This is a genomic window from Acidimicrobiia bacterium (assembly GCA_035651955.1).
GTDB lineage: Bacteria > Actinomycetota > Acidimicrobiia > IMCC26256 > JAMXLJ01 > JAMXLJ01.
The window spans coordinates 43,576-67,034 of record DASRES010000035.1 but is presented as its reverse complement, the minus strand read 5'-3'; the positions used below and the strand labels follow the sequence as shown (position 1 = coordinate 67,034).

Annotated in this window: 23 protein-coding genes; 13 read left to right on the top strand and 10 right to left on the bottom strand. The window is 72.5% G+C overall.

Going from position 1 to position 23,459, the window contains the following annotated elements; all coding sequences use genetic code 11:
- Nucleotides 1–4: 4 nt before the first annotated feature.
- Genes VFC33_08245 through metH form a run of 4 tightly spaced genes read right to left on the bottom strand, consistent with a single transcriptional unit; the run spans nt 5 to nt 6,378 of the window.
- The gene (locus tag VFC33_08245) at nt 5–739 is read right to left on the bottom strand and encodes a methyltransferase domain-containing protein (GenBank protein ID HZR13225.1); all 735 of its coding nucleotides are present in this window, start codon (nt 737–739) and stop codon (nt 5–7) included.
- Complete coding sequence (locus VFC33_08240) at nt 736–1,932, bottom strand: glycosyltransferase (protein HZR13224.1); 1,197 nt, start codon at nt 1,930–1,932, stop codon at nt 736–738. Before VFC33_08240 ends, VFC33_08245 begins: the two co-directional genes overlap by 4 nt.
- Complete coding sequence (locus VFC33_08235; protein ID HZR13223.1) at nt 1,929–2,855, bottom strand: hypothetical protein; 927 nt, start codon at nt 2,853–2,855, stop codon at nt 1,929–1,931. The genes VFC33_08240 and VFC33_08235 overlap by 4 nt, the downstream gene beginning before the upstream one ends.
- Nucleotides 2,856–2,898: 43 nt before the next feature.
- Nucleotides 2,899–6,378 (bottom strand): methionine synthase, encoded by a 3,480-nt coding sequence (gene metH / locus VFC33_08230; protein HZR13222.1) that lies wholly within the window; start codon nt 6,376–6,378, stop codon nt 2,899–2,901.
- Between the two features lie 75 nt (nt 6,379–6,453).
- Here metH and VFC33_08225 point away from each other — a divergent pair, with 75 nt between their 5' ends.
- Both VFC33_08225 and VFC33_08220 read left to right on the top strand, forming a co-directional pair.
- The gene (locus VFC33_08225; GenBank protein HZR13221.1) at nt 6,454–7,017 is read left to right on the top strand and encodes a cob(I)yrinic acid a,c-diamide adenosyltransferase; all 564 of its coding nucleotides are present in this window, start codon (nt 6,454–6,456) and stop codon (nt 7,015–7,017) included.
- A gap of 25 nt (nt 7,018–7,042) precedes the next feature.
- Nucleotides 7,043–8,548 (top strand): leucyl aminopeptidase, encoded by a 1,506-nt coding sequence (locus VFC33_08220; GenBank protein ID HZR13220.1) that lies wholly within the window; start codon nt 7,043–7,045, stop codon nt 8,546–8,548.
- A gap of 73 nt (nt 8,549–8,621) precedes the next feature.
- On the opposite strand, the gene moeB is transcribed toward VFC33_08220, so the two are convergent.
- Together moeB and VFC33_08210 are read right to left on the bottom strand one after the other, a co-directional pair.
- Nucleotides 8,622–9,806, bottom strand: coding sequence for a molybdopterin-synthase adenylyltransferase MoeB (gene moeB / locus VFC33_08215; protein HZR13219.1), 1,185 nt, complete (start codon nt 9,804–9,806; stop codon nt 8,622–8,624).
- Between the two features lie 91 nt (nt 9,807–9,897).
- On the bottom strand, nt 9,898–10,650 hold the full coding sequence (locus VFC33_08210) for a Sir2 family NAD-dependent protein deacetylase (GenBank protein ID HZR13218.1): 753 nt from the start codon (nt 10,648–10,650) through the stop codon (nt 9,898–9,900).
- Between the two features lie 37 nt (nt 10,651–10,687).
- Between VFC33_08210 and VFC33_08205 the strand changes: the two genes are divergently transcribed.
- A complete protein-coding gene (locus VFC33_08205; GenBank protein HZR13217.1) occupies nt 10,688–11,476 on the top strand; it encodes a DUF4239 domain-containing protein in 789 nt (262 codons plus the stop codon).
- A 74-nt stretch (nt 11,477–11,550) separates the two neighbouring features.
- Here the strand turns inward: VFC33_08205 and VFC33_08200 are convergent, their stop codons facing one another.
- On the bottom strand, nt 11,551–12,204 hold the full coding sequence (locus VFC33_08200; GenBank protein HZR13216.1) for a hypothetical protein: 654 nt from the start codon (nt 12,202–12,204) through the stop codon (nt 11,551–11,553).
- A gap of 15 nt (nt 12,205–12,219) precedes the next feature.
- Nucleotides 12,220–12,930 carry a hypothetical protein gene (locus VFC33_08195; protein ID HZR13215.1) on the bottom strand — a complete coding sequence of 237 codons (711 nt, stop codon included), beginning with the start codon at nt 12,928–12,930 and terminating at the stop codon, nt 12,220–12,222.
- A gap of 167 nt (nt 12,931–13,097) precedes the next feature.
- On the opposite strand from VFC33_08195, the gene VFC33_08190 reads away from it, so the two are divergent.
- Nucleotides 13,098–13,427: a hypothetical protein gene (locus VFC33_08190; protein ID HZR13214.1), complete on the top strand. Its 330-nt coding sequence runs from the start codon at nt 13,098–13,100 to the stop codon at nt 13,425–13,427.
- Nucleotides 13,428–13,449: 22 nt separating this feature from the next.
- On the opposite strand, the gene VFC33_08185 is transcribed toward VFC33_08190, so the two are convergent.
- Nucleotides 13,450–13,659, bottom strand: a complete 210-nt coding sequence (locus tag VFC33_08185) for a helix-turn-helix domain-containing protein (protein ID HZR13213.1) — start codon at nt 13,657–13,659, stop codon at nt 13,450–13,452.
- Nucleotides 13,660–13,743: 84 nt separating this feature from the next.
- Here VFC33_08185 and VFC33_08180 point away from each other — a divergent pair, with 84 nt between their 5' ends.
- The 9 genes from VFC33_08180 to VFC33_08140 are packed head-to-tail and all read left to right on the top strand — an operon-like array spanning nt 13,744 to nt 20,137.
- Nucleotides 13,744–14,436, top strand: a complete 693-nt coding sequence (locus VFC33_08180; protein HZR13212.1) for an RcpC/CpaB family pilus assembly protein — start codon at nt 13,744–13,746, stop codon at nt 14,434–14,436.
- Complete coding sequence (locus VFC33_08175; protein ID HZR13211.1) at nt 14,433–15,659, top strand: chromosome partitioning protein; 1,227 nt, start codon at nt 14,433–14,435, stop codon at nt 15,657–15,659. Before VFC33_08180 ends, VFC33_08175 begins: the two co-directional genes overlap by 4 nt.
- The gene (locus VFC33_08170; protein HZR13210.1) at nt 15,656–16,894 is read left to right on the top strand and encodes an ATPase, T2SS/T4P/T4SS family; all 1,239 of its coding nucleotides are present in this window, start codon (nt 15,656–15,658) and stop codon (nt 16,892–16,894) included. The genes VFC33_08175 and VFC33_08170 overlap by 4 nt, the downstream gene beginning before the upstream one ends.
- Complete coding sequence (locus VFC33_08165) at nt 16,891–17,766, top strand: type II secretion system F family protein (protein HZR13209.1); 876 nt, start codon at nt 16,891–16,893, stop codon at nt 17,764–17,766. Before VFC33_08170 ends, VFC33_08165 begins: the two co-directional genes overlap by 4 nt.
- Nucleotides 17,763–18,698 (top strand): type II secretion system F family protein, encoded by a 936-nt coding sequence (locus VFC33_08160; GenBank protein HZR13208.1) that lies wholly within the window; start codon nt 17,763–17,765, stop codon nt 18,696–18,698. Before VFC33_08165 ends, VFC33_08160 begins: the two co-directional genes overlap by 4 nt.
- A 45-nt stretch (nt 18,699–18,743) precedes the next feature.
- On the top strand, nt 18,744–18,914 hold the full coding sequence (locus VFC33_08155; protein HZR13207.1) for a hypothetical protein: 171 nt from the start codon (nt 18,744–18,746) through the stop codon (nt 18,912–18,914).
- Nucleotides 18,907–19,293: a TadE family protein gene (locus tag VFC33_08150; GenBank protein ID HZR13206.1), complete on the top strand. Its 387-nt coding sequence runs from the start codon at nt 18,907–18,909 to the stop codon at nt 19,291–19,293. Before VFC33_08155 ends, VFC33_08150 begins: the two co-directional genes overlap by 8 nt.
- Nucleotides 19,290–19,715 (top strand): hypothetical protein, encoded by a 426-nt coding sequence (locus VFC33_08145; GenBank protein HZR13205.1) that lies wholly within the window; start codon nt 19,290–19,292, stop codon nt 19,713–19,715. The genes VFC33_08150 and VFC33_08145 overlap by 4 nt, the downstream gene beginning before the upstream one ends.
- On the top strand, nt 19,712–20,137 hold the full coding sequence (locus VFC33_08140; GenBank protein HZR13204.1) for a pilus assembly protein TadG-related protein: 426 nt from the start codon (nt 19,712–19,714) through the stop codon (nt 20,135–20,137). Before VFC33_08145 ends, VFC33_08140 begins: the two co-directional genes overlap by 4 nt.
- A 12-nt stretch (nt 20,138–20,149) precedes the next feature.
- Here the strand turns inward: VFC33_08140 and VFC33_08135 are convergent, their stop codons facing one another.
- Nucleotides 20,150–23,275, bottom strand: a complete 3,126-nt coding sequence (locus VFC33_08135) for an EAL domain-containing protein (GenBank protein HZR13203.1) — start codon at nt 23,273–23,275, stop codon at nt 20,150–20,152.
- Nucleotides 23,276–23,459: the final 184 nt, after the last annotated feature.

Here is a 23,459-nt window from a genome sequence, read left to right as displayed (position 1 = left end):
TGACCTACCGGTGGGCGGGCTCGACGGATCGACTCGTGCCCGCGGTCGGCGCGCCGCCGGCGGCGACGCCCACCGAAGCACAGGCCTCCACGAGCACGGCACCGCCGCGGCCCCACGGCCGTCGCGCGTCGAATGCGGCCGCGAGGCGGACGAGCAACCGGCCGGCCGGACCGGGGATCGCCCAGACGAGACGGAGCGGGAAGTAGAGCGCACGGAACGCCGTCATCGCGAGCGGTCGCACGCGCACGTCGCGCGCGCCGAGCTCGCGGAGCACGCGTTCGAGGTACGAGGTGTCGAAGCCGCGCACACGGTGGTGCCCCCATCGGCGGTCGACCCACGCCTGCGTGCGTGCCGGGAACACGTGCATGTCGACGCTCGGCGTCGTCACGACGAGCATGCCGCCCGGTCGCAGGACCCGGAGCGCCTCGCCGAGCAGCGCGACCTCGTCGGGCACGTGCTCGATGACGTCGAGCGTGTACACGCAGTCGAACGCGCCGTCGCGCAACGGGAGCGCGCCGCCGCTGCCGACCACGTACTCGACGCCCGGGACGACCGGCAACGGGTCGACGTCGACGAGGACGGGAGCGGCCGCGACGCTGGCGGCCCAGCGCCCGTCGCGACCGCCGATGTCGAGGACGCGCCCGGGGGCGTGCCCGAAGCCGAGCCGGCGCAGCAGGTGGACGCGGTAGTACGTGCCGAGCCGCAGCCCCGCGTGCTCGTCCCCGCGCTCGGCCATCATGCGCGTGCACCCGTCCCGAGCGCGGCCCGGTAGAGGTCCGTGTAGCCGTCCGCGGTATCGGCGAGCGTGATGCCGCGCAGCGCGGTGATGCCGGCTTCGGTGGCCATCTTGTCGAGCAGCTCCGGGTGGTCGAGCGACCACTCGAGCGCGTCGCGCAGCGCGTCGACCGAGCCCGGCTCGACGAGCTGGCCGTTGACACCCGACGAGATCCGCTCTCCGGCGCCGGCGAGATCGGACGCGATCACGGGCACGCCCGCCGCGATCCCCTCGGACAGCACGACTGGCGTGCCCTCGCGATCGCCGTCCGCTGCGACGAGGGACGGGATGACGAGCGCGTACGCGTCGCGTAGCTGCGCGACGACGTCGTGGCGTCCCAACGCGCCGAGGAATCGCACGCGTCCGCCGAGGTCGAGTCGGGTCGCTTCGCTCTCGAGATCGACGCGCTCCGGGCCGTCTCCCGCGATCGCGAGCGTCGCGTCGGGCACGCGTGCGAGCGCGCGCAGCAGCACCGAGACGCCCTTCTTCGGTGCGAGGCGGCCGACGAACAGGAACCGGCCGGGCACAGGGTTTCGCTGACCGATCGCGTCGCGCATCGCGGACGCGTTCACTCCCATCGGAATGGGCCGCGCCGGCGTTCGGGCGCCCAGCTCGTCGACGATCGCCGCGATCTCGGCGCTGTCGGTGCCGACGGCGTCGGCGCGCGCGAGCGTCCAGCGGCGCAGCGCCTCGAACGGCTGCCGTCGCAACGCGTGCATGTCGACGCCGTGCGCGGTGACGACGAGCGGGGTGCCGAACCGCTCGCGCAGCACTGCGCCGAACACGCCGCACGGGAGCAGCCAGTGGGCGTGGACGAGATCGGGCTGGAGGCGCCGCGCGAGCCGCCACGCGTGGGTCATGAACAGCGACATCAGTGACGGGAGCTCCAGGGCCCGCCACGGCTGTGCCTGCACGTTCGGAAGCGTCGCACCGTCGGCGACGCCCTCCCAGCGGCGGGGGAAGTAAGGGAAGCGGACGACGTCGACGCGACCGATCCGCGCCCGCGGTGTCGAGCCCGCGACGCGTGGTGCGAGGACGGTGAACTCGTACTCGTCCGACATGGCCTCCGCGAGCTCGAGCACGAACCGCGGTGTCGCGTCGTCCGGTCGTGCGGGAAACGTCGTGCTGAGCACGAGCACGCGAGGTCGACGCGTCATGCGGACTGGCCTTCCTGGATCCGGACGCGCGCGGGCACGGTCACGACCCGCCGAGCGCGTCGCTCGAGCGCGAGCAACGCGGCGAGCACCGCGTACACGAGCGTCACCGACACACGGTCCGCGGCAGAGACCGCGAACCCCACCGCGGCGGGTAGGTTCGCCGCGGTGCTGAAGCCGCCGGCGAGCGCCTCGCGCACGCCGAGACCACCGGGAAACACGATGCTCGCGGCCGCGACGACGTTCGCCGAGACGAACGGCAACGTGCGGATCAGCGTCGGGTGCGCGCCCACCGCCGCGAGGACGAGCCAGTACCTCCCGATCTCGACGCCGACGGTCACGAGCTCGACCGCGAACAGCGCAGCGACCAGGTGCCGCGTCGCGCGCGCGTCGAGGCGGCGGCGGACGAGCAGGACGAAGATCGCGCACAGCAACAGCCCGACGATCACGACGGGAATGCCGAGCGCGAGGTCGACGGGCGCCGCGATCGCACCGACGACGAGCGCGGTGATCCCGAGCCACGCGAGCGACGTCGCGACTGTCCCGCCCATCGCGCCCTCGAACGTCACGCCGGCCGAGAGCAGCGCGTAGTTGCGGACGAGGAACGCGCCCGGGAGCGGCAGCAGGTTCGCCGTCGAGCCCGCCACGCTGACGGTGACCGCTTCGCGGGGCGACGGCCGGTGATGCGCGATCACCGCCGCGGACGCGTACTCGAGTGCGTTCAACACGACCATCACCGCGGTGCCGCCGATGGCGGCCGGCGCCAGGAGCCACAGGTCGGGGTGCAGATGGAGGCTCGAGTACTCGTGCGCCGCGACGACGCACAGGCCGACGAACAGCGCGAACGCGACCGCAGCGAGAGGCCCGGCGTGGCGCCTGCTCCACGAGCGCAGGCCGACCGCCGCGTGTTCGATCCGGCTCGTCATCGCGAGACCGCGTGCGATGAACGCGGGTCGCGCGGGTGGCTCGTCAGGCAATGAAGTACTTCGCTTCCGGATGGGGGACGATGATCGCCGACGTGCTCTGCTCGGGATCGAGTTGGAACTCCTCCGTCACGCTCACGCCGATGCGTGACAGGTCGAGCAGGTCGTCGACGAGCGCCTGGTCCTCCAGGTCCGGACACGCAGGGTAGCCCCACGAGTAGCGCGAGCCGCGGTACTGCTGGCGGAACAGACCCGCGAGCGTCGGGCCGTCCTCGTCGGCGAATCCCCATTCCTCGCGCACGCGGCGGTGCCACAGCTCGGCGAGCGCCTCGGTCATCTCGACCGACAGCCCGTGGAGCAGCAGGTACTCCTGGTAGCGGTTCGCCGCGAACAGCTCGCGCTCGCGCTCGGTCGCGCGCGCTCCCTGGGTGACGACCTGGAACGCGACGTAGTCGCGCTCACCCGACTCGACCGAGCGGAAGAAGTCGGCGATGCACAGATGGCGGTCCTTGCGCTGTCGTGGGAACGAGAACCGGACACGCTCGTCGCGGCGGTCCTCGTCGCGCCAGATGATCAGGTCGTCGCCGTCGGAGTTCGCGGGGAAGTAGCCCCACACCACCGCGGGGACGAGGAGGTTCTCCGCCAGCGCCTTGGCGAGCTCCTCGCGCAGCACTGGCCGCAGCCGGGCCCGGAACTCGTCGTCGGTCTCCTTGATCTTCTTGTCGGGCCGGAACTGCCACTGGTTGCGGAAGAGCGCGGTCTCGTTCAGGAACGACGCGATCTCGTCGAGCGAGATGCCTTTCGCGACGCGCGTGCCGAGGAAGGGCGGGTCGAACACCTTGACGTCGGTCGCGACGTCGGAGCGCGCGGGTACCTCGACCGCGACCCCGGCCGCGGCTTCGGCGGCCTCGCGTTGCGACTTGCGCGGTGGCAGGTTGCGGCCGCCGGGCGCGCGCCCGAACTCGGGGTCGAGCTCGCCGGTCCGCTTGCCCTCCATGAGCGCGTCCATCGTGCGGAGGCCCTCGAACGCGTCCTTGCCGTAGAAGAGCCGGCCCTTGTACACCTCGCGCAGGTCGCGTTCGACGTACGTGCGCGTGAGCGCGGCACCGCCGAGCATGACCGGGATGCGCTCGAGACCCTGCGCGTTCAGCTCCTCGAGGTTCTCGCGCATGATCAGCGTGCTCTTGACGAGCAGGCCGCTCATCCCGATGGCGTCGGCCTCGACCTCGACGGCCTTCTCGACGAACTCCTGCAACGGCACCTTGATGCCGATGTTGTGCACCTCGTAGCCGTTGTTGGTGAGGATGATGTCGACGAGGTTCTTGCCGATGTCGTGCACGTCGCCCTTCACGGTGCCGAGCACGACGCGTCCCTTCCCGCCCGCGTCGGCCTTCTCCATGTGCGGCTCGAGGTACGCGACCGACGCCTTCATCGTCTCCGCGCTCTGCAACACGAACGGCAGCTGCATCTCGCCCGTCGCGAACAGCTCGCCAACGACCTTCATCCCCTCCAGCAGGACGTCGTTGATGATCGAGAGCGCCGCGCGCGTCTGCAGCTGCTCGTCGAGGTCCGCCTCGAGCCCGTCGCGGTCGCCGTCGATGATGCGGTGCTTGAGCCGCTCCTCGACGGGCCAGCCGGACCGGTCCTCCTTCTCGACCGCGCTCGCGTCGACGCCCTCGAACAGGCTCATCAGCTCGGTGAGCGGGTCGTAGTCGTCGCGGCGCCGGTCGTACACGAGGTCGAGCGCGGCCTCACGTGCTTTCTCGTCGATGCGGTGCATCGGCATGATGCGCGCCGCGTGCACGATCGCGGCGTCGAGCCCCGCCTCCATGCACTCGTGCAGGAAGACGCTGTTGAGCACGTGACGGATCGCGGGCTTGAGCCCGAAGCTCACGTTCGACACGCCGAGGATCGTGGACGCGCCCGGCAGCTCCTCCTTCACGCGCCGGATCGCCTCGATCGTCTCGATGCCGTCGCGCCGCAGGTCCTCCTGGCCCGACCCGAGCGGGAACGTGAGCATGTCGAAGATCAGGTCGGTCGGCTCCATGCCGTACCGGTCCACCGCGAGGTCGTAGATGCGCCGACAGACGCGCAGCTTCCAGTCGGCGTCGCGCGCCTGGCCGGTCTCGTCGATCGCGAGGCAGATCACCGCGGCGCCGTACTCGCGTGCGAGCGTGAACACGCGGTCCAGGCGCGAGCCCTCCCCCTCGCCGTCCTCGAGGTTGGCCGAGTTGAGGATCGCCTTGCCACCCGAGTGCTGGAGCCCCGTCTCCATCACGGGCGCCTCGGTCGAGTCGAACACCAGCGGCAACGGCGCCTGCGTCGCGAACCGTGACGCGATCTCGTCCATGTCGGTCGTGCCGTCGCGCCCGACGTAGTCGACGCACACGTCGAGCACGTGCGCCCCCTCCTTCACCTGCTCGCGCGCCATCTGCACGCAGGTGTCCCAGTCGCTCGCGAGCATCGCCTCGCGGAACTTCTTCGAACCGTTCGCGTTGGTGCGCTCGCCGACAGCGAGGTACGCGAGGTCCTGCTGGAACGGGACGTGCGAGTAGATCGACGAGCACCCCGGTTCGAACTCCGGGTCACGGGGCGCCGGCGCGCGGGTCCCGATCCGCTCGACCACCTGGCGCAGGTGCTCGGGCGTCGTGCCGCAGCAGCCCCCGACCACGTTGACGCCGAACTCCCGCGTGAACCGGTCGTGCGCCTCGGCGAGCTGCTCGGGCGTGAGGTCGTAGTGCGTACGCCCCTCGACCACCGACGGCAGGCCCGCGTTCGGCAGGCAGGACAGGTACGTGCGCGCGTGCTGCGACAGGTAGCGCAGGTGTTCGGTCATCTCCGCGGGACCGGTCGCGCAGTTCATGCCGATGACGTCGGGGCGCATCGCCTCGAGCGCGGTGAGCGCGGCGCCGATCTCGGAGCCGACGAGCATGCGGCCCGTCGTCTCCATCGTCACCTGGACCATGAGCGGGACCTCGCGGCCCGCGCTCGCCATGCCGCGGCGGCACGCCACGATGGCCGCCTTCGCCTGCAGCAGGTCGTAGACCGTCTCGACGAGCAGGACGTCGACACCGCCCGCGAGCAGCGCCTCGACCTGCGCCTGGTAGCCGTCGCGCAGCTCGACGAAGCGGATCGCGCCGAGCGACGGCAGCTTCGTGCCGGGGCCGATCGAGCCGACGACCCAGCGGGGTCGCTCGGGCGTCGCGAACTCCGACGCGACCTCCTTCGCGATGCGCGCCGCCGCCTCGTTGATCGCGCGCGTCTCGTCTGCGATCCCGTACTCGGCGAGCACGAGCGGGAACGCGCCGAACGTGGCCGTCTCGACGGCGTCGCAGCCGACGCGCAGGAACTCGCCGTGCATGTCGCGGATGACGTCGGGCCGGGTCAGGACGAGGTGCTCGTTGCAGCCCTCGAGGCTGGCGCCGCCGAAGTCGTCCGGTCCGAGGTCCTTGCCCTGCACGTAGGTCCCGAACGCACCGTCGAGGACCAGGACGCGCTCGTCCAGCGCCGCGAGGAAGTCGGACATGACCCAAGGCTAACGGAGCCCCCGGCGACGCCCGGAGCCGATTGCCGGCGGGGATCCGTAGACTCGCCCCCGCATATGCCGCACGTGAAGGTGTACACGCGCAAGGGCGACGACGGTACGACCGGACTGCTCTACGGCGGGCGCGTCCTGAAGGACTCCGTCGGGCCCGCCGCGTACGGCGCGGTGGACGAGGCGGTGTCGGCACTCGGGCTCGCGCGCGCGGAGTGCGAGCGCGGGTCGGAGCTGTTCGACCTGCTGGTGCGGCTCCAGCGCGAGCTCTTCGTCGTCGGCGCGGAGCTCGCCACCGAGCCGGCCAACCGGTCGAAGCTCACGCCCGGCGTCTCGCTCGTGACGGACGAGATGGTCAGCGCGCTCGAACCCGTCATCGACGACGTCACGGGCCGCTTCGACCCGCCCCGCGAGTTCGTGCTGCCGGGCGAGAACCGCGTCGCGGCCGCGCTCGACCTCGCGCGCACGGTCGTCCGCCGGGCCGAGCGTGAGAGCGTCGGCGCCGCGGCCGCCGGCTGGCTGGAGGGCAGTCACGTCGTGCCCTACCTCAACCGCCTCGCGGATCTCGTGTACACGCTGGCGCGCTGGCAGGAGGGCGAGCACCGCCCGTCCCGTGCCGACGGCGCCTGACAACCACCGAACGGAGGAGCGCCCCGTGCCCATCAAGCTCCGCGCCACGAACACGCCCGCCGATCGCGTCTCGGCCGACCTCCTCGTCGTGCCGGTGTTCGCCGATCGGGAGCTCGGCCCGGGGACGGACGTCGTCGACGCCGCGCTCGGCGGCACGCTCGACGACTTCATGAGCGAGACCGGCTTCGAGGGCAAGGCGGGCGAGACGCTCGCGGTCCCGACCGGCGGAAGACTCGGTGCGAAGGCCGTCGTGCTCGTCGGGATGGGTCCCCGCGACGGGGTCACGCCCGAAGGGCTGCGCAACGCCGGTGCCGCGCTCGCGAAGCGCGCGTCGAAGGTCGCGAAGGCCGCGACGACGTTGGTCGACGCGGCGCCCGACGGCGTCGACCGTGCCGACGCAGCCCAGGCGCTCGCCGAGGGTGTCGTGCTCGGCTCGTACCAGTTCCTCAAGTACAAGGGCGAGTCGAAGCCGACCCGGCTCACCGAGGTGCTCGTCGTCGGGCGCGGTGGCGCGCGCGTGCAGGCTGCCCTCGACCGCGGGGTGACGATCGCGAACGCGGTGTCGTGGGCGCGCGACGCGGTGAACGAGCCGTCCGCCGCGAAGTCGCCGGCCGCGCTCGCGGACGCGATCCGCAAGCTCCTGCGCGGCAAGGGCGTCACGGTGAAGGTGCTCGACGACGCCGCCATCCACCGTGAGCGCATGGGTGGCGTCGCCGGTGTCGGGCAGGGTTCGGAGCAGGCGCCGCGCTTCGTGCAGGTGACGTACGACCCGCCGCGTCCGCGCGGCACGGTCGCGCTCGTGGGCAAGGGTGTCGTGTTCGACTCCGGCGGTCTGTCGATCAAGACCGCCGGCGGCATGGAGACGATGAAGACGGACATGTCCGGTGCGGCCGCGGTCGCGGCGACCATGTCCGTCCTGTCGGACCTCGGCGTGAAGACGCGCGTCATCGGCTACATGCCGTTGGTCGAGAACATGCCGAGCGGCTCCGCGATCCGGCCGGGCGACGTGCTGAAGATCCGCAACGGCAAGACGGTCGAGGTGCTGAACACGGACGCCGAGGGACGCTTGATCCTTGCCGACGCGCTCTCCCTCGCGACCGAGCAGAAGCCCGACGCGATCATCGACCTCGCGACGTTGACCGGTGCGTGCGTCGTCGCGCTCGGCGACAAGATCGCCGGCCTGATGGGCAACGACGACGCGTGGATCGAGCAGGTGCGCGACGCGGCCGACCGCGCGGGCGAGTCCGTGTGGCCGCTCCCGCTGCCCGACGAGTACCGCAAGCTGCTCGAGTCGGAGGTTGCCGACGTCAAGAACGTCAGCGCGGGCGGCTACGGCGGCGCGCTCACCGCGGGCCTGTTCCTACGCGAGTTCACCGACGGCATCCCGTGGGCGCATCTCGACATCGCGGGCCCGGCACGCGCGGGCAGCGACGACGGCTACGTCGTGAAGGGCGGCACGGGGTTCGGCGTCCGGACGCTCGTCGACCTCGTCAGCACGTTCACCAAGCCGCCGAAGAGGTCACGTACGTAGTCCACCCGCGCCTCTGTTGGTACACAAGTCGCGGCTATGAGCGCGACTTGTGTACCAACCGGCGAGGTTTGCTTCAGTGGCCGACCGTGGTGCCGTCGGCGAGGACCGCGTGCGGCAGGCACTGCTCGTCGTACTCGGCGATCACGATCGGGGGCGCGTTCTCGCCGCACGCGGGGCACAGCGGGTCGCGCCGCACCTTGAACGTGCGGAAGCTCTCCTCGAGCGCGTCGTACGCGAGGAGCCGGCCCCGTAGCGGGTCGCCGAGGTCGAGGACGAGCTTGATCGCCTCGAGCGCCTGGACCGACCCGACGATCCCGGGCAGGACGCCGAGCACGCCGGCCTCCGCGCAGCTCGGCGCGAGCTCGGGCGGCGGCGGCTCGGGCAGCAGGCACCGGTAGCACGGCCCGTTGTACGGGTCGAAGACGGTGACCTGTCCCTCGAACCGGAAGATCGAGCCGTGCACGACGGGGATCCGCTTCAGCAACGACGCGTCGTTGAGCAGGTACCGCACCGGGAAGTTGTCGGCGCCGTCGACGATCACGTCGTAGCCGTCGATGATGTCGAGCACGTTGTCCGCGCCCAGGCGGACGTCGTACGTCACGACGTCGACGTCCGGGTTCAACGCGGTCAGCGTCTTCTTCGCGGAGTCGACCTTCCGCTCGCCGATGCGGTCGACGTTGTGCAGGATCTGGCGCTGCAGGTTCGACGCGTCGACGACGTCCATGTCGACCATGCCGATCGTGCCGATCCCGGCGGCCGCGAGGTACAGCGCGGCCGGTGAGCCGAGGCCGCCCGCGCCGAGCAGGAGCACCTTGCTCTCGAGCAGCTTCTGCTGACCGGCCTCGCCCACCTCCGGCAACAGGATGTGGCGGTGGTAGCGGTTGCGCTGCTCGGGGTTGAGGACGGCGGGCGTCAGCCACGGCCGCCCCTCGTTCTTCCACCGGCCGAACCCGCCCGCCATCGAGACGACGTCGGTGTAGCCGAGGTCCTGCAACGTCTTCGCCGCGAACGCCGAGCGCGTGCCGCCCGCGCAGTAGACGACCACCGGCTTGTCGTGGTCCGGGATCTTGTTCTCGACCTGGCTCTCGAGGTGCCCCCGGGGGATGAACACCGAGCCCGGGATCATGCCCTGCTCGTACTCGTCGAGCTCGCGGACGTCGAGGAAGGTGGCGTCGTCGAGGCGCGACTCGGCGTCGGCGGGGTCGATCTCGCGGATGTTCGCCTTCGTCGAGGCGAGGAGCTCGCGGAAGCTCGGCATGGCAGGTCTCCCATCGGCTCGCGCGCAGAAGGGCGCGTCAAGGACATAAATCCTACTGCCAGGGTCGGGTATTCCCGAAAGGCCCGGGCTGTCAGATGCGGGCGACGAGGTCGGGGAGGAAGGTGCCCAGTCGCTCGTGGACGACGGCGTCGGCCACGGGGTCGAACGGGGTCTCCTGCTCGTTGACGATGACGAGCTTCGCCCCCGCGCGCAGCGCGATCTCGGGGAGACCGGCGGCCGGGTAGACGCCGAGCGACGTGCCCAGCGCGAGGAACACGTCCGCACCGGCGGCGGCGAGCTGCGCCCGCTCGATGACGTCCGGCACGAGCATCTGCCCGAACGAGATCGTCGCGGACTTCAGCATCCCTCCGCACTGGAGGCACTCGGGGTCCTCCTCGCCCGCACGGACCCGCTCGAGCGTGTCGTCCATCGGGCCCCGCCACCCGCACGCGAGGCACTCGGCCTCGTGCACCGTGCCGTGCACCTCGACCACGATCGCCGGCGAGCTGCCCGCCTTCTGGTGCAACCCGTCGATGTTCTGGGTGACCAGCGTGTGCAGGTGACCGGCGCGCTCGAGGTCGGCGAGCGCGCGGTGGCCGGCGTTCGGCTCGGCGTCCCACATCGGGCTCTCGAGCCGGTTCTTCCACGCCAGCCGGCGGACGTCGGGATCGGCCACGTACACCTGCAGGGTCGCGGTCTTCTCCGCCGCCGGGTTCTTCGTCCACACGCCGTTGGGGCCCCGGAAGTCGGGAACGCCCGACTCCGTCGAGATGCCCGCGCCCGTCAGCGCGACGACGCGGCGCGCGTCGCGCACCCACGCGGCGATCCGGTCGACGTCGGCCATCGCGCCGAGGGTAGCGAGACGCGTGCGATCGTGGGGCATGTCGTCGCTCACGACGTGGCTCAACCGGCTGCCCGCGCCGGTGCTCTACGTGTCGTTCGCGCTCGCGTGGGCCGCGCTGACGGTCGTCGTCGACGTCGTGATGCGGCGCCGGCTCGGCGCGACGACGCGCGCGTCGACGGGTCCCACGGCCGCGACGATGCTCACGGTTCTCGCGACGCTCTACGCGATCCTCATCGCGTTCGTGATCGTGCAGGGGTGGAGCAACCTCGGCGATGCGCAGTCACAGGTCGGCAAGGAGGCGACCGCGCTCGTGGAGATGTTCGAGGACACCCACGCGCTGCCTCCGAACGCGGGACACGCGATCCAGACGGCCGAGCGGCAGTACGCGCGTTCGGTGCTGCAGGACGACTGGCAGTCGATGGCGCACGACCGGAAGCCGAGCCCGGTGACGACGGCGGCGTTCCATCGCCTGTTCGACACTGTGCAGAGCGCGCGTGCGGAGTCGCGAGACGAGCCCGCGTTCTATCAGGAGGCGGTCGCGCGGCTGAACGACATCGCCGGCGCGCGACGCGCGCGGCTGGATGCCGCGCGCGGCACGATCCCGACGCCGCTGTACGTGCTGCTGATCGCGGGTGGCGTCGTCGTGGTGATCGTCGCGGCCGTGCTCGACAGTCGCAATCGGCGCGCTCATCTCGCGATCGTCGGCCTCGTCGCGATGATCATCGGGTTGAACCTCGCGCTGATCGTCAGCTTCGACCATCCGTTCACCGGCAGCGTCCACGTGACCAAGGAACCCATCGAGGAGATGCTGAAGACGGCGACGTGATGGAGCGGTCCAGCGCGCGCGACGGGCGCCGCCGGCGGAAGGGCGGCGCCCGTGCGTGCGCGCAGGAACGGTGATCAGGCCGCGGTCAGTGGCTCGGTGTCGTCGCCGTTCGGCGGCTCGCCGTCCGCGGCGGCACTCGACCCGACCGCGTCGAGCGCGGCGCAGTGCTTCTCGTAGGCCCACCGCGCGCTCTCGTTGCACACCGCGGGATGGAACCCCAGGCCCTGGAGCACGTGCTCGACGTGGTCCGGATCGTCGCCCTGCTCGAGGAGCGTGAACGCGAGGCGTCGGGCACGCCGTCGCGCGCGCTCGAGCGGGGGCTCGCCGAGCTGCTGCTCCGCCCACTGCGCGTGGGCGGCCTGCAGGTGCGCGGGTAGCCGGCGGATGTGACGGCGGTTGACGGGCGGCACGTGACGCCGCACCGCGTACGTGCCGCGGCCGTCGTCGCATGCCACGTCGAACTGGACGAGCCGGTTGAGGCTGCGCAGGAGCGGCGAGGACGTTCCCTCACGCACGCCCAGCCCGAGCGCCTGCGACGTCTCCGCGACGGGGAGCGTGAAGCCGTCGGGCTCGCGTTCGAGACGAACGGCGAGATGACGTAGGAGGAGCAGGCTCGTCGGTCCGAGCGTGGGCAACCAGAACGTCTCGACGTACGAGGCGCGTGGATCGAAGCCCAGCGTGTCGATGACGGGGTCGGGCCAGGGTGTGATCGTGACGGTCGGCGGCATCGTCCCTCCGGTGAATCAGCGGGCCGCAGCGAGTGGGGGAAGCGTGAGCACGAGACCCGGGTGGATCAGGTTCGGGTCGTCGCCGACGGCAGCGCGGTTCGCGGCGTAGATCGCACGCCACGCGCTGTCGATCGCCTGGTTCGTCGCGCCCGGGCCGAGCCGTTGCGCGGCGATGCGCCAGAGGCAGTCGCCCGCCCGGACGACGTAGCGCCCGGCGTCCGTCGCGCGCGGCGCGGCCGGTGGCGTCGCGGCGGGCGGCACGGGGACCGAGGGTGCGGGCGTCGCCGGGCCCGCGGGCGGGCGCTGGGGCGGGCTCGGGGGGACGGGGGCCGAGCGTCGATCGGGCGCAACGGGCCGTGTCGGCGAGGTCGTCGGAGTCGGCGCCGCGGTGGTCGGTGCCGGCGGGCGGCTGGGAACGGTCGGCGCCGGCACCGTCGTCGTCGTCGTCGAATGCCGGAGCCAGTCACGGATGGGTGTCGACGACGCCGCGGCGGGCCGTGCCGCGCCGACCGTCAGCAGCGCGGTGACGAGCAGCTCGGCCGCGTGGCGGACGAGGGGCGGAGAGATGCGACGCAGTGCCGCCGCGGCCCGGCGGCCGTGACCGGCCCGGGCGAGCAGCGAGAGCGCGACGTCGGCGAGGAACAGCACCCCGCACACGACCGCGGCCACCGCGGTGACGTCGAGCAGCGCGGACCGGAGCTCCGCTTCGAACAACATCTGCAACATCGCCCCCGTAGCGTGAAGAAGCGTCGAGAAGAGTCGCAGAGCGTGTCAGAGCGCTCGTGAGAAGTCAACGGCGGACGGTTCATCGGTGTTGACACCGCGCGGCCGCCCCTGCTGTAGTGCGCAACCCGTACGAAACCTGTACAAACAGCGCAAGCGAGCGGCGGAGCATGGACGACGAGTTCTGGGAGATCGCGGCCGGCCTTCGGGACGACGGGCTCGAGGCGGAGCAGCGCGAGGAGGCGCGCGCCATCGTCGCCACCGGGCGGGCGCGCCGAACGTTCGTCGGGGTGCTACGGGCGATCTCGCCCGGCGAGGTGGTGACCGTCACGACGGTCGACGGCACACTCGTCACGGGCCGGATCCTCGGCGTCGGCGCGGACACGGTCTGCGTCGGCGAGGTCGTGGACGGCGCCGGAACGGCGCGGCGGCGCGTCGTCCGTCGTCACGACGTGCGCGTCGAGACGATCGTGCGCGTGACACGGGACCCCGGCCGATGACCAGGACAGGGTCGACCCGCGGCTATCGCCCGGCCCGGCGCGCGTGGGCCTCGCGCTCGAGCTCCTCGATGTATGCCTCGAGCGCCTCGGCGCTCACTCGCCAGACGCCCCGCTTGCCGATCTTGACGGCCGGCAGCTGGCCCGAGCGCATCAGCGTGTACACCTGCGAGACGGTCACGTTGAGGACCTCGGCGACCTCGGCCGGCTGGAGGAACCGCGGGCGGTCGGCCACTGCGAGGTCCTTTCGGTGCGTGCCGTTGCGTGCAGGTACGCGGTGCAGCGTACCGGCGCGCGCCACACGCGGAGTGGATGCCCGGTGAGCGCGCTCACTGCGGTCATCGGTGGCGCGCGGGCGCGGCGGGTACGCCGTGTCGACGGCCGGCTCGTCCTCGGGCTCGTGCTCGTGGCGGTCTCCGTCCTGGGTGGGCTGACCCTCTTCGCCGCCGCGGACCACACGGTCGCGGTGCTGGCAGCCGCGCGTGACCTTCCGGCCGGCCACGTCGTCGAGCGTGGCGATCTGCGGGTGACCCGCGTCCGGACCGACGGCAACGTGCTCGCGTCGCTCGTGCGCGGCGACCGCGCGGACGGGCTCGTGGGGCGCGTGCTCGTCGAGCCCGTCGCACGTGACGCGCTGGTTCCGTCCGCATCGGTCGGTCACGGTCCCGTCGACGGACGCGAGATGACCGTGCCGATCACACCGGAACACGCGCTCGGCGGTGCGGTCCGCGTCGGCGATCGCGTCGACGTCCTCGCGACGTTCGCGAAGGGCGGCAAGGACGCGCGCACGTTGACGGTCGTGCACGGCGCGCAGGTGGTCGACACCGTGCACACGAAGGGGATCCTCGGTGACCATGCCGGTGACCTGAGCGCGGTCACGCTGTCGGTGAGCTCGGACGACGCGGTGTACCTGGCGTTCGCGCTCCACACCGCCGAGGTCGACGTCGTGCGCGCGGGTGCCGACTCGTCCGGCGGCCGCACGAGCTTCCAGTACTCGGATCTTCCGCGATGACCATCACTGTGGTGACCTGCGCGGGTGGCGCTCCGTGGGAGGCGCCCCTCGTACGCGGACTCCAGCGTCCCGAGCTGGGCGTGCACGTGCTGCGGCGCTGCGTCGATCACGGCGAGCTGCTCGGTGTCGCGCTCCGCGACCGGCCGCGAGCCGTCGTGGTCGCGGCCGAGCTGCCGTGGCTGGACCGCGAGCTCGTTGGGACGCTGCACGACGCGGGGGTGGCGGTGGTCGCGGTCGAGGCGCGCGACGGGCTGCGGCCGGCCGAGGCGATCGGCGTGTCGTACCGGGTGGCTCGGACGGTCACTCCCGACGAGCTCGCGACGCTCCTGTACCGGATCGGCGCGTACGAGGACGACGACGACGTGCCGGCATCCGACGCGCTCGACGATGCCGCGCGTGCCGACGACCGCGGGACGGCGGCCGGGCGCGTCGTCGCGGTGTGGGGCGCGCCCGGCGCACCGGGGCGCACGACCGTCGCCGCGCACCTGGCCGTCGAGTGTGCGCGCGCCGGACGGAATGCGGTGCTCGTCGACGCCGACGCGTGGAGCGCGTCGGTCGCACAGCTGTTCGACCTCCCGGAGTCGCCCGCCGTGACGAACGCGGTCCGTCTCGCGGCGGACGGATGGCCGCGGCCGCTCGACACGTGCCTGCACGACGGTCCGCACGGCGTCCGCGTGCTCCCGGGCCTCGCACGGGCCGATCTGTGGCCGGAGGTGCGCGAGCGCTCGTGGCAAGCGGTTCTCGACGCGCTTCGCACGCGCGCCGACGTCGCGGTGCTCGATCTCGCGTCACCGATCGACGAGGACGAGGAGCTCTCGTTCGACCGCGCGCCGTACCGGCGCAACGTGATGACCCGCACGGCGCTGTCGGATGCCGACGCGGTGCTCGTCGTCGTCGCCGGAGATCCCGTCGGGCTGCGCCGGGGCATCTTCGCGTGGCGCGAGCTCGGTCGGGAGCTGCCCGCGGTCGCGAAGCGCGCCACGCTCGTCGTCAACCGCGCGCCCGCATCGGCACGCCGGCTCCAGGAGTGCTCCGTCGAGCTGGAGCGGTGGACCGGCGAGCGTCCCGCGGCGTTGCTGCCCATCGAGCCGGCGTTCGAGCGGACCGTGTGGGAGGGCAAGCCGGTCCACGACGTGGCGCGGCGCTCGCCGTGGTTGCGTGATCTCAGCGCCGTGGTCCCGGCGATCCTCGAGCCGGCCCGGGTCGGAAGGTCCGTCGCGTGACCGCCGTGACGAGCGCGAGCGGCGCCCCGGACGCGCTCGAGATCGTCGAGGGCGAGGTCCGCGAGCTCGTCCAACGGCGCGAGGTCGAGCTCGACGACTCGATCGAGCTCCACGTCCTGCTCGACGAGGTCGTCGACGACTACCGCGAGCGGTTCCTCCGTGGCGGGTTGCCGCCGCTCACCGACGACGACGTGCAGCTGCTCCGCCACCGGCTCGCGGGGGTCGGTGCGCTGACACCCTTGCTCGACGATCCCGAGGTCGAGGAGATCTGGGTCAACGAGCCCGGTCGCGTCTTCGTGGCCCGGCGGGGCGAGCACGAGCTCACGACGCTGGTGCTCAGCGCGCGCGACGTCGAGGAGGTGGTGGAGCGGATGCTGGCGCGCGCCGGCCGGCGGCTCGACCGCTCGCAACCGTTCGTCGACGCGCGCCTTCCCGACGGCAGCCGCCTGCACGTCGTCATCCCGCCGATCACGAACCACTGGGCACTGAACGTCCGCAAGTTCGTCGGCCTGCGCGCGCACACGCTCGACGAGCTCGTCGGGCTCGGGTCGTGCTCGGCGAGTGCCGCGCGGTTCCTCGCGGCTGCTGTCCGCGCCGGTCTCAACATCGTCGTCGCGGGTGCGGTCGGCGCCGGGAAGACCACCCTCCTGAACTGCCTGGCGTCGTGCATCCCGGGACGGGAGCGGATCGTGACGTGCGAGGAGGTGTTCGAGCTGCAACCCGCGGTGCCGGATGTCGTCGCGATGCAGTGCCGGCAACGCAACCTCGAGGGCGAAGGCGCCGTCACGCTCCACGACCTCGTCCGTGAGAGCCTGCGCATGCGACCCGACCGCATCATCGTCGGCGAGGTCCGCGGTGCGGAGGCGCTCGACATGCTGCTCGCGATGAACAGCGGCGCGGGCGCGATGACGTCCGTGCACGCGAACTCGGGACGCGAGGCGCTGCGCAAGCTGACGACGCTGCCGTTGCTCGCCGGCGACAACGTCGACCGTCGGTTCGTCGCGCAGACCGTTGCCGCGTGCATCGACCTCGTCGTGTTCTGCCGCCGCACCGGCGGTCGACGCGAGATCGCCGAGATCGTGGCCGTCGGCGACCAGCTCGGCGACGGCGACGAGCCGACCGCAGGGCCCGTCTTCACAGGGGGTGGCGCGTCGCTCCGGTGGACCGGTGAGCGCCCGCGTCACCGGGAACGGTTCGCAGACCGTGGGATCGACCTCGACGAGGTGCTCACGTGACGGTCGTGATCACGTTGCTGTTCGGTCTCGGCGTGTTCGTCGTGTACGACGCGATCACGTCGCCGCCGGCCGAGGCGACGTCTCGCGCGCCGTGGTTGCGCGATCGTGCGTACGCGCTGCTCGCGCGCGCCGGGCTTCCGGACGCACGGCCGTCGCATCTGGCGGGCGCGTGCGCGGGCGGCGGTGTGCTCGCCGGGCTCGTCACCGCGGTCGTCGTCGGATCGCCCACGATCGCACTCGTCGCCCTGTGCGGTGGCGGGTACCTCCCGGTCGCGACGTTGCGCTCGCGCGCACGCGCGCGGCGACGCGCGCTCCGGCAATGCTGGCCCGAGGCCGTCGAGCTGCTCGCGGGAGCCGTCCGCGCGGGCGACACCCTCCCGGCCGCGATCTCCGCCGTCGCGGAGCGCGGTCCCGAACCGTTGCGGCCGGCGTTCCGGTCGGTCGCGACCGATCACCGGGTGTCGGGCGACCTCCTCGGTGCGCTCGGACGCGTGACCGACGCGATGAGCGACCCGACGGCCGATCGCGTGTTCGCGACGCTCGCGATCGCGTACCGCGTCGGCGGTCGCGAGCTCGGGCGGGTGTTGCGGACCCTCGCGGCGTTCCTCCGTGACGATCTCGCGACTCGACGCGAGATCGAGTCGCGCCAGTCGTGGACCCTCGTCGCGGCCCGGGTCGCGTCCGCGTCACCGTGGCTCGTGCTCCTTCTCGTGGCGACGCGGTCCGAGTCGATCCACGCGTTCGACTCGGTGGCAGGTGTGTTCGTGCTCCTCGCCGGCGCGCTCGCCACGGTCGTGGGGTACCGGTTGATGGTCGCCCTCGGCCGCCTCCCCGACGAGCCGCGCGTGCTGCGCGTCGGAGCCGCGCGGTGAGCGCGCTGCGGGCGATCGCCGTCGTCGGGCTCGGCATCGCGGGACTCGTCGCCGTCGCGGCGTGCCTGCCGGCCTTCCGGAGACCGCGCCTCTCCGAGCGGTTGCAGCCCTACCTGGGCGCGCTCGGGCCTCGGCGGTCGCCCCTGCTCGAGGAGCGGACGGCGCGGACGAGCGGTGCGGCCGCAGTGGTGGTCCCCGTGCTCGAGGACCTCGGCGCACGCGTCCACCGGTTCGTCGGCGAGCACGGTGAGGTCGACGCGCGCCTCGCGGCCGCCGGGATCGCCTCGACGTCCGCGCGGTTCCGCGTCGAGCAGGTGACATGGGCGCTCGGCGGCTTCGTCGCGGGTGTCGCGCTCTCCGTTGCGGTCGCGGCCACCGGTCACACGTTCTCGCCCGTCGCGGCGCTCGGCGCGGGCGTCGCGTTCGGCGTGTCGGGTGCGCTGTGGCGGGACCGCGCGCTGTCACGCGCGGTCGCACGGCGGCGCGCCGCGATGACCGCCGAGTTCCCGACGTTCGTCGACATGGTGTGTCTCGCCGTGACGGCGGGCGAAAGCCTGCGGGGCGCGCTCGACCTCGTCGCGACGTCGGGGAACGGGCCGTTGTCCGCCGAGATGCGCGCGGTGCTGCGCGACGCGCGAACGGGCATCGGCCTGGTCGACGCGCTCGAGACGCGCGCTCGACGCGTCGCGCTCCCGCCGTTGCAGCGCTTCGTCGCCGCGATCGCGGCGAGCCAGGAGCGGGGGATCCCGCTGGCCGACTCCCTGCGCGCGATGGCGTTCGACGTGCGCGAGGCCGAGAAGCGCGCGGTCATCGAGACGGCCGGGCGCAAGCAGGTGTCGATGCTCGTCCCCGTCGTGATGTTGATCCTCCCGGTCGCGATCGCCTTCGCGTTCTTTCCGGGTCTCGTCGCGGTACGGACGCTCGTCCGCTAGGTCGACGGAAGCAAGTGCAAGCAAGGAAGCGAGAAGGAGAGCGGCGTGGCAGGGTGCAAGCGGCGGATGGGTGTGGTGCGTGACGAGCGCGGCTCGATCCCGGAATGGGTGATGCTGCTCGTCATGGGCGTCGGGATCGTGATGGCGCTCTGGGCGATCGTGCAGCCCGACATCGCGCAGATCGTCTCGGACGCGTTCGGGCGCCTGCGTGGTTGACACCGATCGACGCGAGCGTGGCGCGACGATCGTCGAGTTCCTCGGAGTCGCGCTGCTGACGGTCGTCGCGCTCCTCGGTGTTGCACAGATCGCGATGTGGACCTGGGCCCGCAACGTCGCGGTCAACGCGGCGCACGAGGGCGCCCGCACCGCTGCGGAGCCGGGCCGGCCGCTGGACGACGGCGCCGTCCGGACGCGCCAGCTGCTCCACGACGGGCTCGGCGGAGCCGCGGCCGCGTTCGCGGTGCAGGCGGCTCAGACCGGCGACGAGGTGGAGGTCGACGCGCTCGGAGACGCGCCGTCGATCCTTCCGTTCCTGCCGTCGTTCACCATCACCGCGACCGCGCACGTGCTCGACGAGGACGCGGTGCTGCGTTGAGGCGTCACCGAGAGGAGCGCGGGTCGTCGATCGTCGAGTTCTCGGTCATCGGCGTCCTCGGGTTCGGGCTGCTCGTGCAAGTCGTCGTGCTGTTCGGCGGGTTGCACCGGGCGACGCTCGCGACATCGGCCGCGGCACGCGAGGTCGGTCGCGTCGTCGTGCTCGCACCGACCGACGACGCCGCGATGCGACGAGCAACCGCGGTCGTGGAGGACGCCGCGCGCGACCACGGTCTCGCCCCCGGCTCGCTGCAGCCCCGCGTCGAGGGTCGCGTTGCACGCGGCGCGCAGCTCCGCGTCACGGTCCGCACCGAGGTCGCGGTGTTCCGGCTGCCGTTCGTGGGCGATGTCGTGCCGTCGGTGTCGGTCCCGGTCGAGGCGACGCACGTCGTGCAGGTCGACCGCTACCGCTCGTTCGGATGATCGCCGGTCGCGCGCGGCGCGAGGGGGGCCAGGCCGCGGTGCTGCTGCTCGGCGTGCTCGCGCTCGCGGTCGTGTTCGTCGCGCTCGCGGTCGACGGCGCACGCCTGCTGACCGTGCGCCGTGACCTCCACGCGGTCGCGGACTCGGCCGCGCTCGCCGGCGCCTCGGCGATCGACGAGCACGCGTACCGTGAGACCGTCGGTCACGACATCCGGCTCGACGCGCAGCTCGCGCGCGATGCCGCCGAGCGGGTCCTTGCCGCGTCGGGCCTGCCCGAGGGCACGACCGTCCAGGTCGACGTGGACGAGACCGGCGTCGACGTCCGCATCACGCGGGACGTACCGACCGTGTTGCTGCGCACCGCCGGACTGACCAGCGAGCGCATCGGGGCGCACGCCCGCGCCGAGCCGCGCCGGTTGTGAGCGGCGCGCGGATCAGCCGGCGCGGCGTTCGCCGCCGTGGGCGTCCTGCGCGTCGGCCAGTTGCCACGTGCTGAGGTCGTCGGCGGGATGGTCGCCGAGGTCCGCGGCCGAACGCGGCACCCCGAACAGGAAGCCCTGCGCCATGTCGCAGCCCAGCGTGCGGAGCTCGCCGAGCTGCACCGGCGTCTCCAGACCCTCGGCCACCGCGCGCAGGCCGAGCGCATGGGCCATGGTGACGACCGCGGTGACGATCGCGGAGTCACCCGGCTCGTGGCCCAGCCCGTCGACGAAGCTGCGGTCGACCTTCAGCGCCTCCACCGGGAAGCGCTTGAGGTAGCTGAGCGACGAGTAGCCCGTGCCGAAGTCGTCGACGCTGAGGTGGACGCCGAGAAGACGCAGCGCGCGCAGCGTCGACACGGCCGACTCGGCGTCGTGCATCAGTGTGCTCTCGGTGATCTCGAGCCACACCGCGTCGGGGTCGATGCCGGTCTCGGCGAGGATGCGCGTCACCTCGTCGTGCAACGTGGGCTCGGCGAGCTGGCGCGGCGAGAGGTTCACGCTGATCGTCAACGGGCGCGCGCCTGCGGGCCGGTGGTGCTGCCACTCGACGACCTGGCGGCACGCCTCCTCGAGCACCCACGCGCCGAGCGGCACGATCAGGCCGGTCTCCTCTGCGAGCGAGATGAAGTCGCCCGGGTGGACGAGCCCCCGCGTCGGGTGCTGCCAGCGGACGAGGGCCTCGAAGCCCGACACGCGTCCCGTCTCGAGGTCGACGACGGGCTGGTAGTGCACCTCGAACTCGCCGCGCTGCAGCGCGCGGTGCAGGTCGTTGCCGGTGCGCAGGTGATGGACGGCACGGTCGTGCGTGCGCTCGTCGAACACCTCCGTGCGCGCCCGGCCCTGGTCCTTCGCGCGGTACATCGCGGTGTCCGCGTCGCGCAGCAGGTTGTCCGCGCTGTCGCCGGGACGACCGGAGACGGCGACGCCGATGCTCGCGGTCACGAACACCTCGCCCTCCGGGAGCAGGACGGGGCGGGCGACCGCGTGCGCCATGCGCGACGCGATCTCGACGGTCGCGTCCTCGCCGAGGACGTCGTCGCACAGCACGACGAACTCGTCCCCGCCGAAGCGCGCGACCGTGTCGCTCGGCCGGAGCGCGCCGCGGAGCCGGTCGGCGACGGCGACGAGGAGCCGGTCGCCCGCCGTGTGACCGAGGCTGTCGTTGACGAGCTTGAAGCGGTCCAGGTCGAGGAACACGACACCGACGCGCGTACCTCTGCGCTCGGCGCGCGTGAGCGCGTGCTGGAGACGGTCCATGAACAGCACGCGGTTCGGCAGCCCGGTTAGCGGGTCGTGGATCGCCGCGTGCGCGAGCCGGTCCGCGATCGCCTTCCGCTCGGTGATGTCCTCGGTCTGGCCGACGGTGTACAGCGGGTTGCCGTCCGCGTCGCGCACGAGCGACACGCTGAGTGACGTCCAGACGGTGCGCCCGTCGCGGTGGATGTAGCGCTTCTCGATCCGGTAGCCCTCGACGCCGGTCTCCTTCAGCCGCGCGAGCTCGGCCTGGCTCATCGCGACGTCGTCGGGGTGCGTGAGGTCGGCCATGCGGACGCCGACGAGTGCCTCGGGCGTGTAGCCGAGGATGCGACCGAGGGAATGGTTGGCCCGCATCACGACGCCCTCGACGTCGGTGATGCACATCCCGATCGGTGCCTCCTCGAACGCGATCCGGAACAGCTCCTGCGCCTCGGCGAGCGCGGTCGCGGCCTTCCGGCGCTCCGTGACGTCCCGCACGGAGATCACGTGGCCGCCGATCGCGGGGTTCCGCGTCAGGTTGCTCGCGACGGCCTCGACGTCGACCCACGTGCCGTCAGCGCGACCGGCGCGGCATCGGCACGGCTCGTTCAGCCGGCCCTCGGCGAACTGCGCGAACGCCTCGATCGCCCGCTCACGGTCGTCGGGGTGGACCAGCGTGGTGATGTTCCAACCGACCGCGGCGTGACGCGGGTATCCGAGCATCCACTCGAACGCCGGGCTCGCGTACCGGATGACACCGTCGTCGTCGACGACGAAGAAGATGTCGCTCGAGCTCTGGACGATCGCCTGGAACCACGCCTCGCTGGCCCGCAGCGACTCGGTTGCTTCGTTGACCAGTCGCTGCGCGCGCGTCTCGGAACGGCGAACGATCTGTGCGATGACGAACACGAGGAAGCTCAGCGCCAGCCCGGCGTAGAGCAGGAGCGCGCGCGTCGACGCGACCTCCGGATCCTCGGTGTCGAAGAACGCGCGGTACTGGACCGTCCACGTGTGCCCGTCCACGGTCGTGACGCGCATCGTGCGTGTCGGCGCGGGCCGTTCGTTGGCGAGCTTCGCCGTCGGCACGTGGGCCATCGCCTTCGCCGCGCTGGTCGTCGCGCCGTCGTACAGCGCCACCCGCTCGAACCCCGGTGTGCGCGCGACGACGCTCTGCAGGAAGGCCTGCGCGTCGACGACCGCGATTGCCCATCCGCGCAGCTCGGCGCGACGGGCCGGCAGCTCCGCGGGGACCGTCGGCGACGTGTAGACCGGCGCGATCGCGGCGAACGCGCCGCCGCCCGATCCGATGCGTACCTTCGCGTTGGCGTCGAACGTGTACGAGTCGCTGAACGTGACGTCACCGAGATCACGCGCGTGGTCGAGCGCGGCCGTCGCACCCGGCACCGCGCCCACGTCGACCCCGTCGATCGTGTCGGCGAGGACCGCCGGCTCGGCGTTCGTGACCGTCATCCGTCCGCCCGGGCCGGCCTGGACGAACCCGATGCCGAGCACGCCCGGCTCGCGCTGCATGAGGTTCACGACCGCGGTGTACGACGCCAGGCTCGAGCCCGACGCGCCCGTCCCTGCGTCGAACCACGCGTGCGCCCCGGCGAGCGCGGAGCGCACGTGCCCGAGCTGCGTCGTCAGCGCGTCGGTCAGCTCGGCTTGGTGCTCGCGGTCGCGGCGGCGCTGTGACGCGTCGCGATCCGCGAGGGAGTGACCCCACACGGCGAACGTGAGCCCGACGCAGGCGGCGAGCAGGATCCAGGCGGTCCAGCGCGACCGCAGCCACCGCGGGCCGACCGTCCGCGCCGCCGCGGGCTCGACCCGCGACGAGGGCACCCCGAGGCGGGCCGACTCCGGGACGGGCGCGACCTCGCGGGCTCCGCGCCGGCGGCCCGTTCGCTTGCCGGCGACCCGTCGGACGCGGGTCCCGGCCGGTTGGGAGACGCAGTCCGGCGGTCGCCGCGCGGACGCGCGGTCACCGTCACCCCCCGGTTCGGGGGTCGTGGCCGGCTGCGTCGGT

What these genes read in the sequence shown, in the direction of transcription:
- VFC33_08245 (HZR13225.1), bottom strand. Translation starts at nt 739, where the DNA reads ATGATGGCCGAGCGCGGGGACGAGCACGCGGGGCTGCGGCTCGGCACG.
- VFC33_08240 (HZR13224.1), bottom strand. Translation starts at nt 1,932, where the DNA reads ATGACGCGTCGACCTCGCGTGCTCGTGCTCAGCACGACGTTTCCCGCA.
- VFC33_08235 (HZR13223.1), bottom strand. Translation starts at nt 2,855, where the DNA reads ATGACGAGCCGGATCGAACACGCGGCGGTCGGCCTGCGCTCGTGGAGC.
- metH (HZR13222.1), bottom strand. Translation starts at nt 6,378, where the DNA reads ATGTCCGACTTCCTCGCGGCGCTGGACGAGCGCGTCCTGGTCCTCGAC.
- VFC33_08225 (HZR13221.1), top strand. Translation starts at nt 6,454, where the DNA reads ATGCCGCACGTGAAGGTGTACACGCGCAAGGGCGACGACGGTACGACC.
- moeB (HZR13219.1), bottom strand. Translation starts at nt 9,806, where the DNA reads ATGCCGAGCTTCCGCGAGCTCCTCGCCTCGACGAAGGCGAACATCCGC.
- VFC33_08210 (HZR13218.1), bottom strand. Translation starts at nt 10,650, where the DNA reads ATGGCCGACGTCGACCGGATCGCCGCGTGGGTGCGCGACGCGCGCCGC.
- VFC33_08205 (HZR13217.1), top strand. Translation starts at nt 10,688, where the DNA reads ATGTCGTCGCTCACGACGTGGCTCAACCGGCTGCCCGCGCCGGTGCTC.
- VFC33_08200 (HZR13216.1), bottom strand. Translation starts at nt 12,204, where the DNA reads ATGCCGCCGACCGTCACGATCACACCCTGGCCCGACCCCGTCATCGAC.
- VFC33_08195 (HZR13215.1), bottom strand. Translation starts at nt 12,930, where the DNA reads ATGTTGCAGATGTTGTTCGAAGCGGAGCTCCGGTCCGCGCTGCTCGAC.
- VFC33_08190 (HZR13214.1), top strand. Translation starts at nt 13,098, where the DNA reads ATGGACGACGAGTTCTGGGAGATCGCGGCCGGCCTTCGGGACGACGGG.
- VFC33_08175 (HZR13211.1), top strand. Translation starts at nt 14,433, where the DNA reads ATGACCATCACTGTGGTGACCTGCGCGGGTGGCGCTCCGTGGGAGGCG.
- VFC33_08140 (HZR13204.1), top strand. Translation starts at nt 19,712, where the DNA reads ATGATCGCCGGTCGCGCGCGGCGCGAGGGGGGCCAGGCCGCGGTGCTG.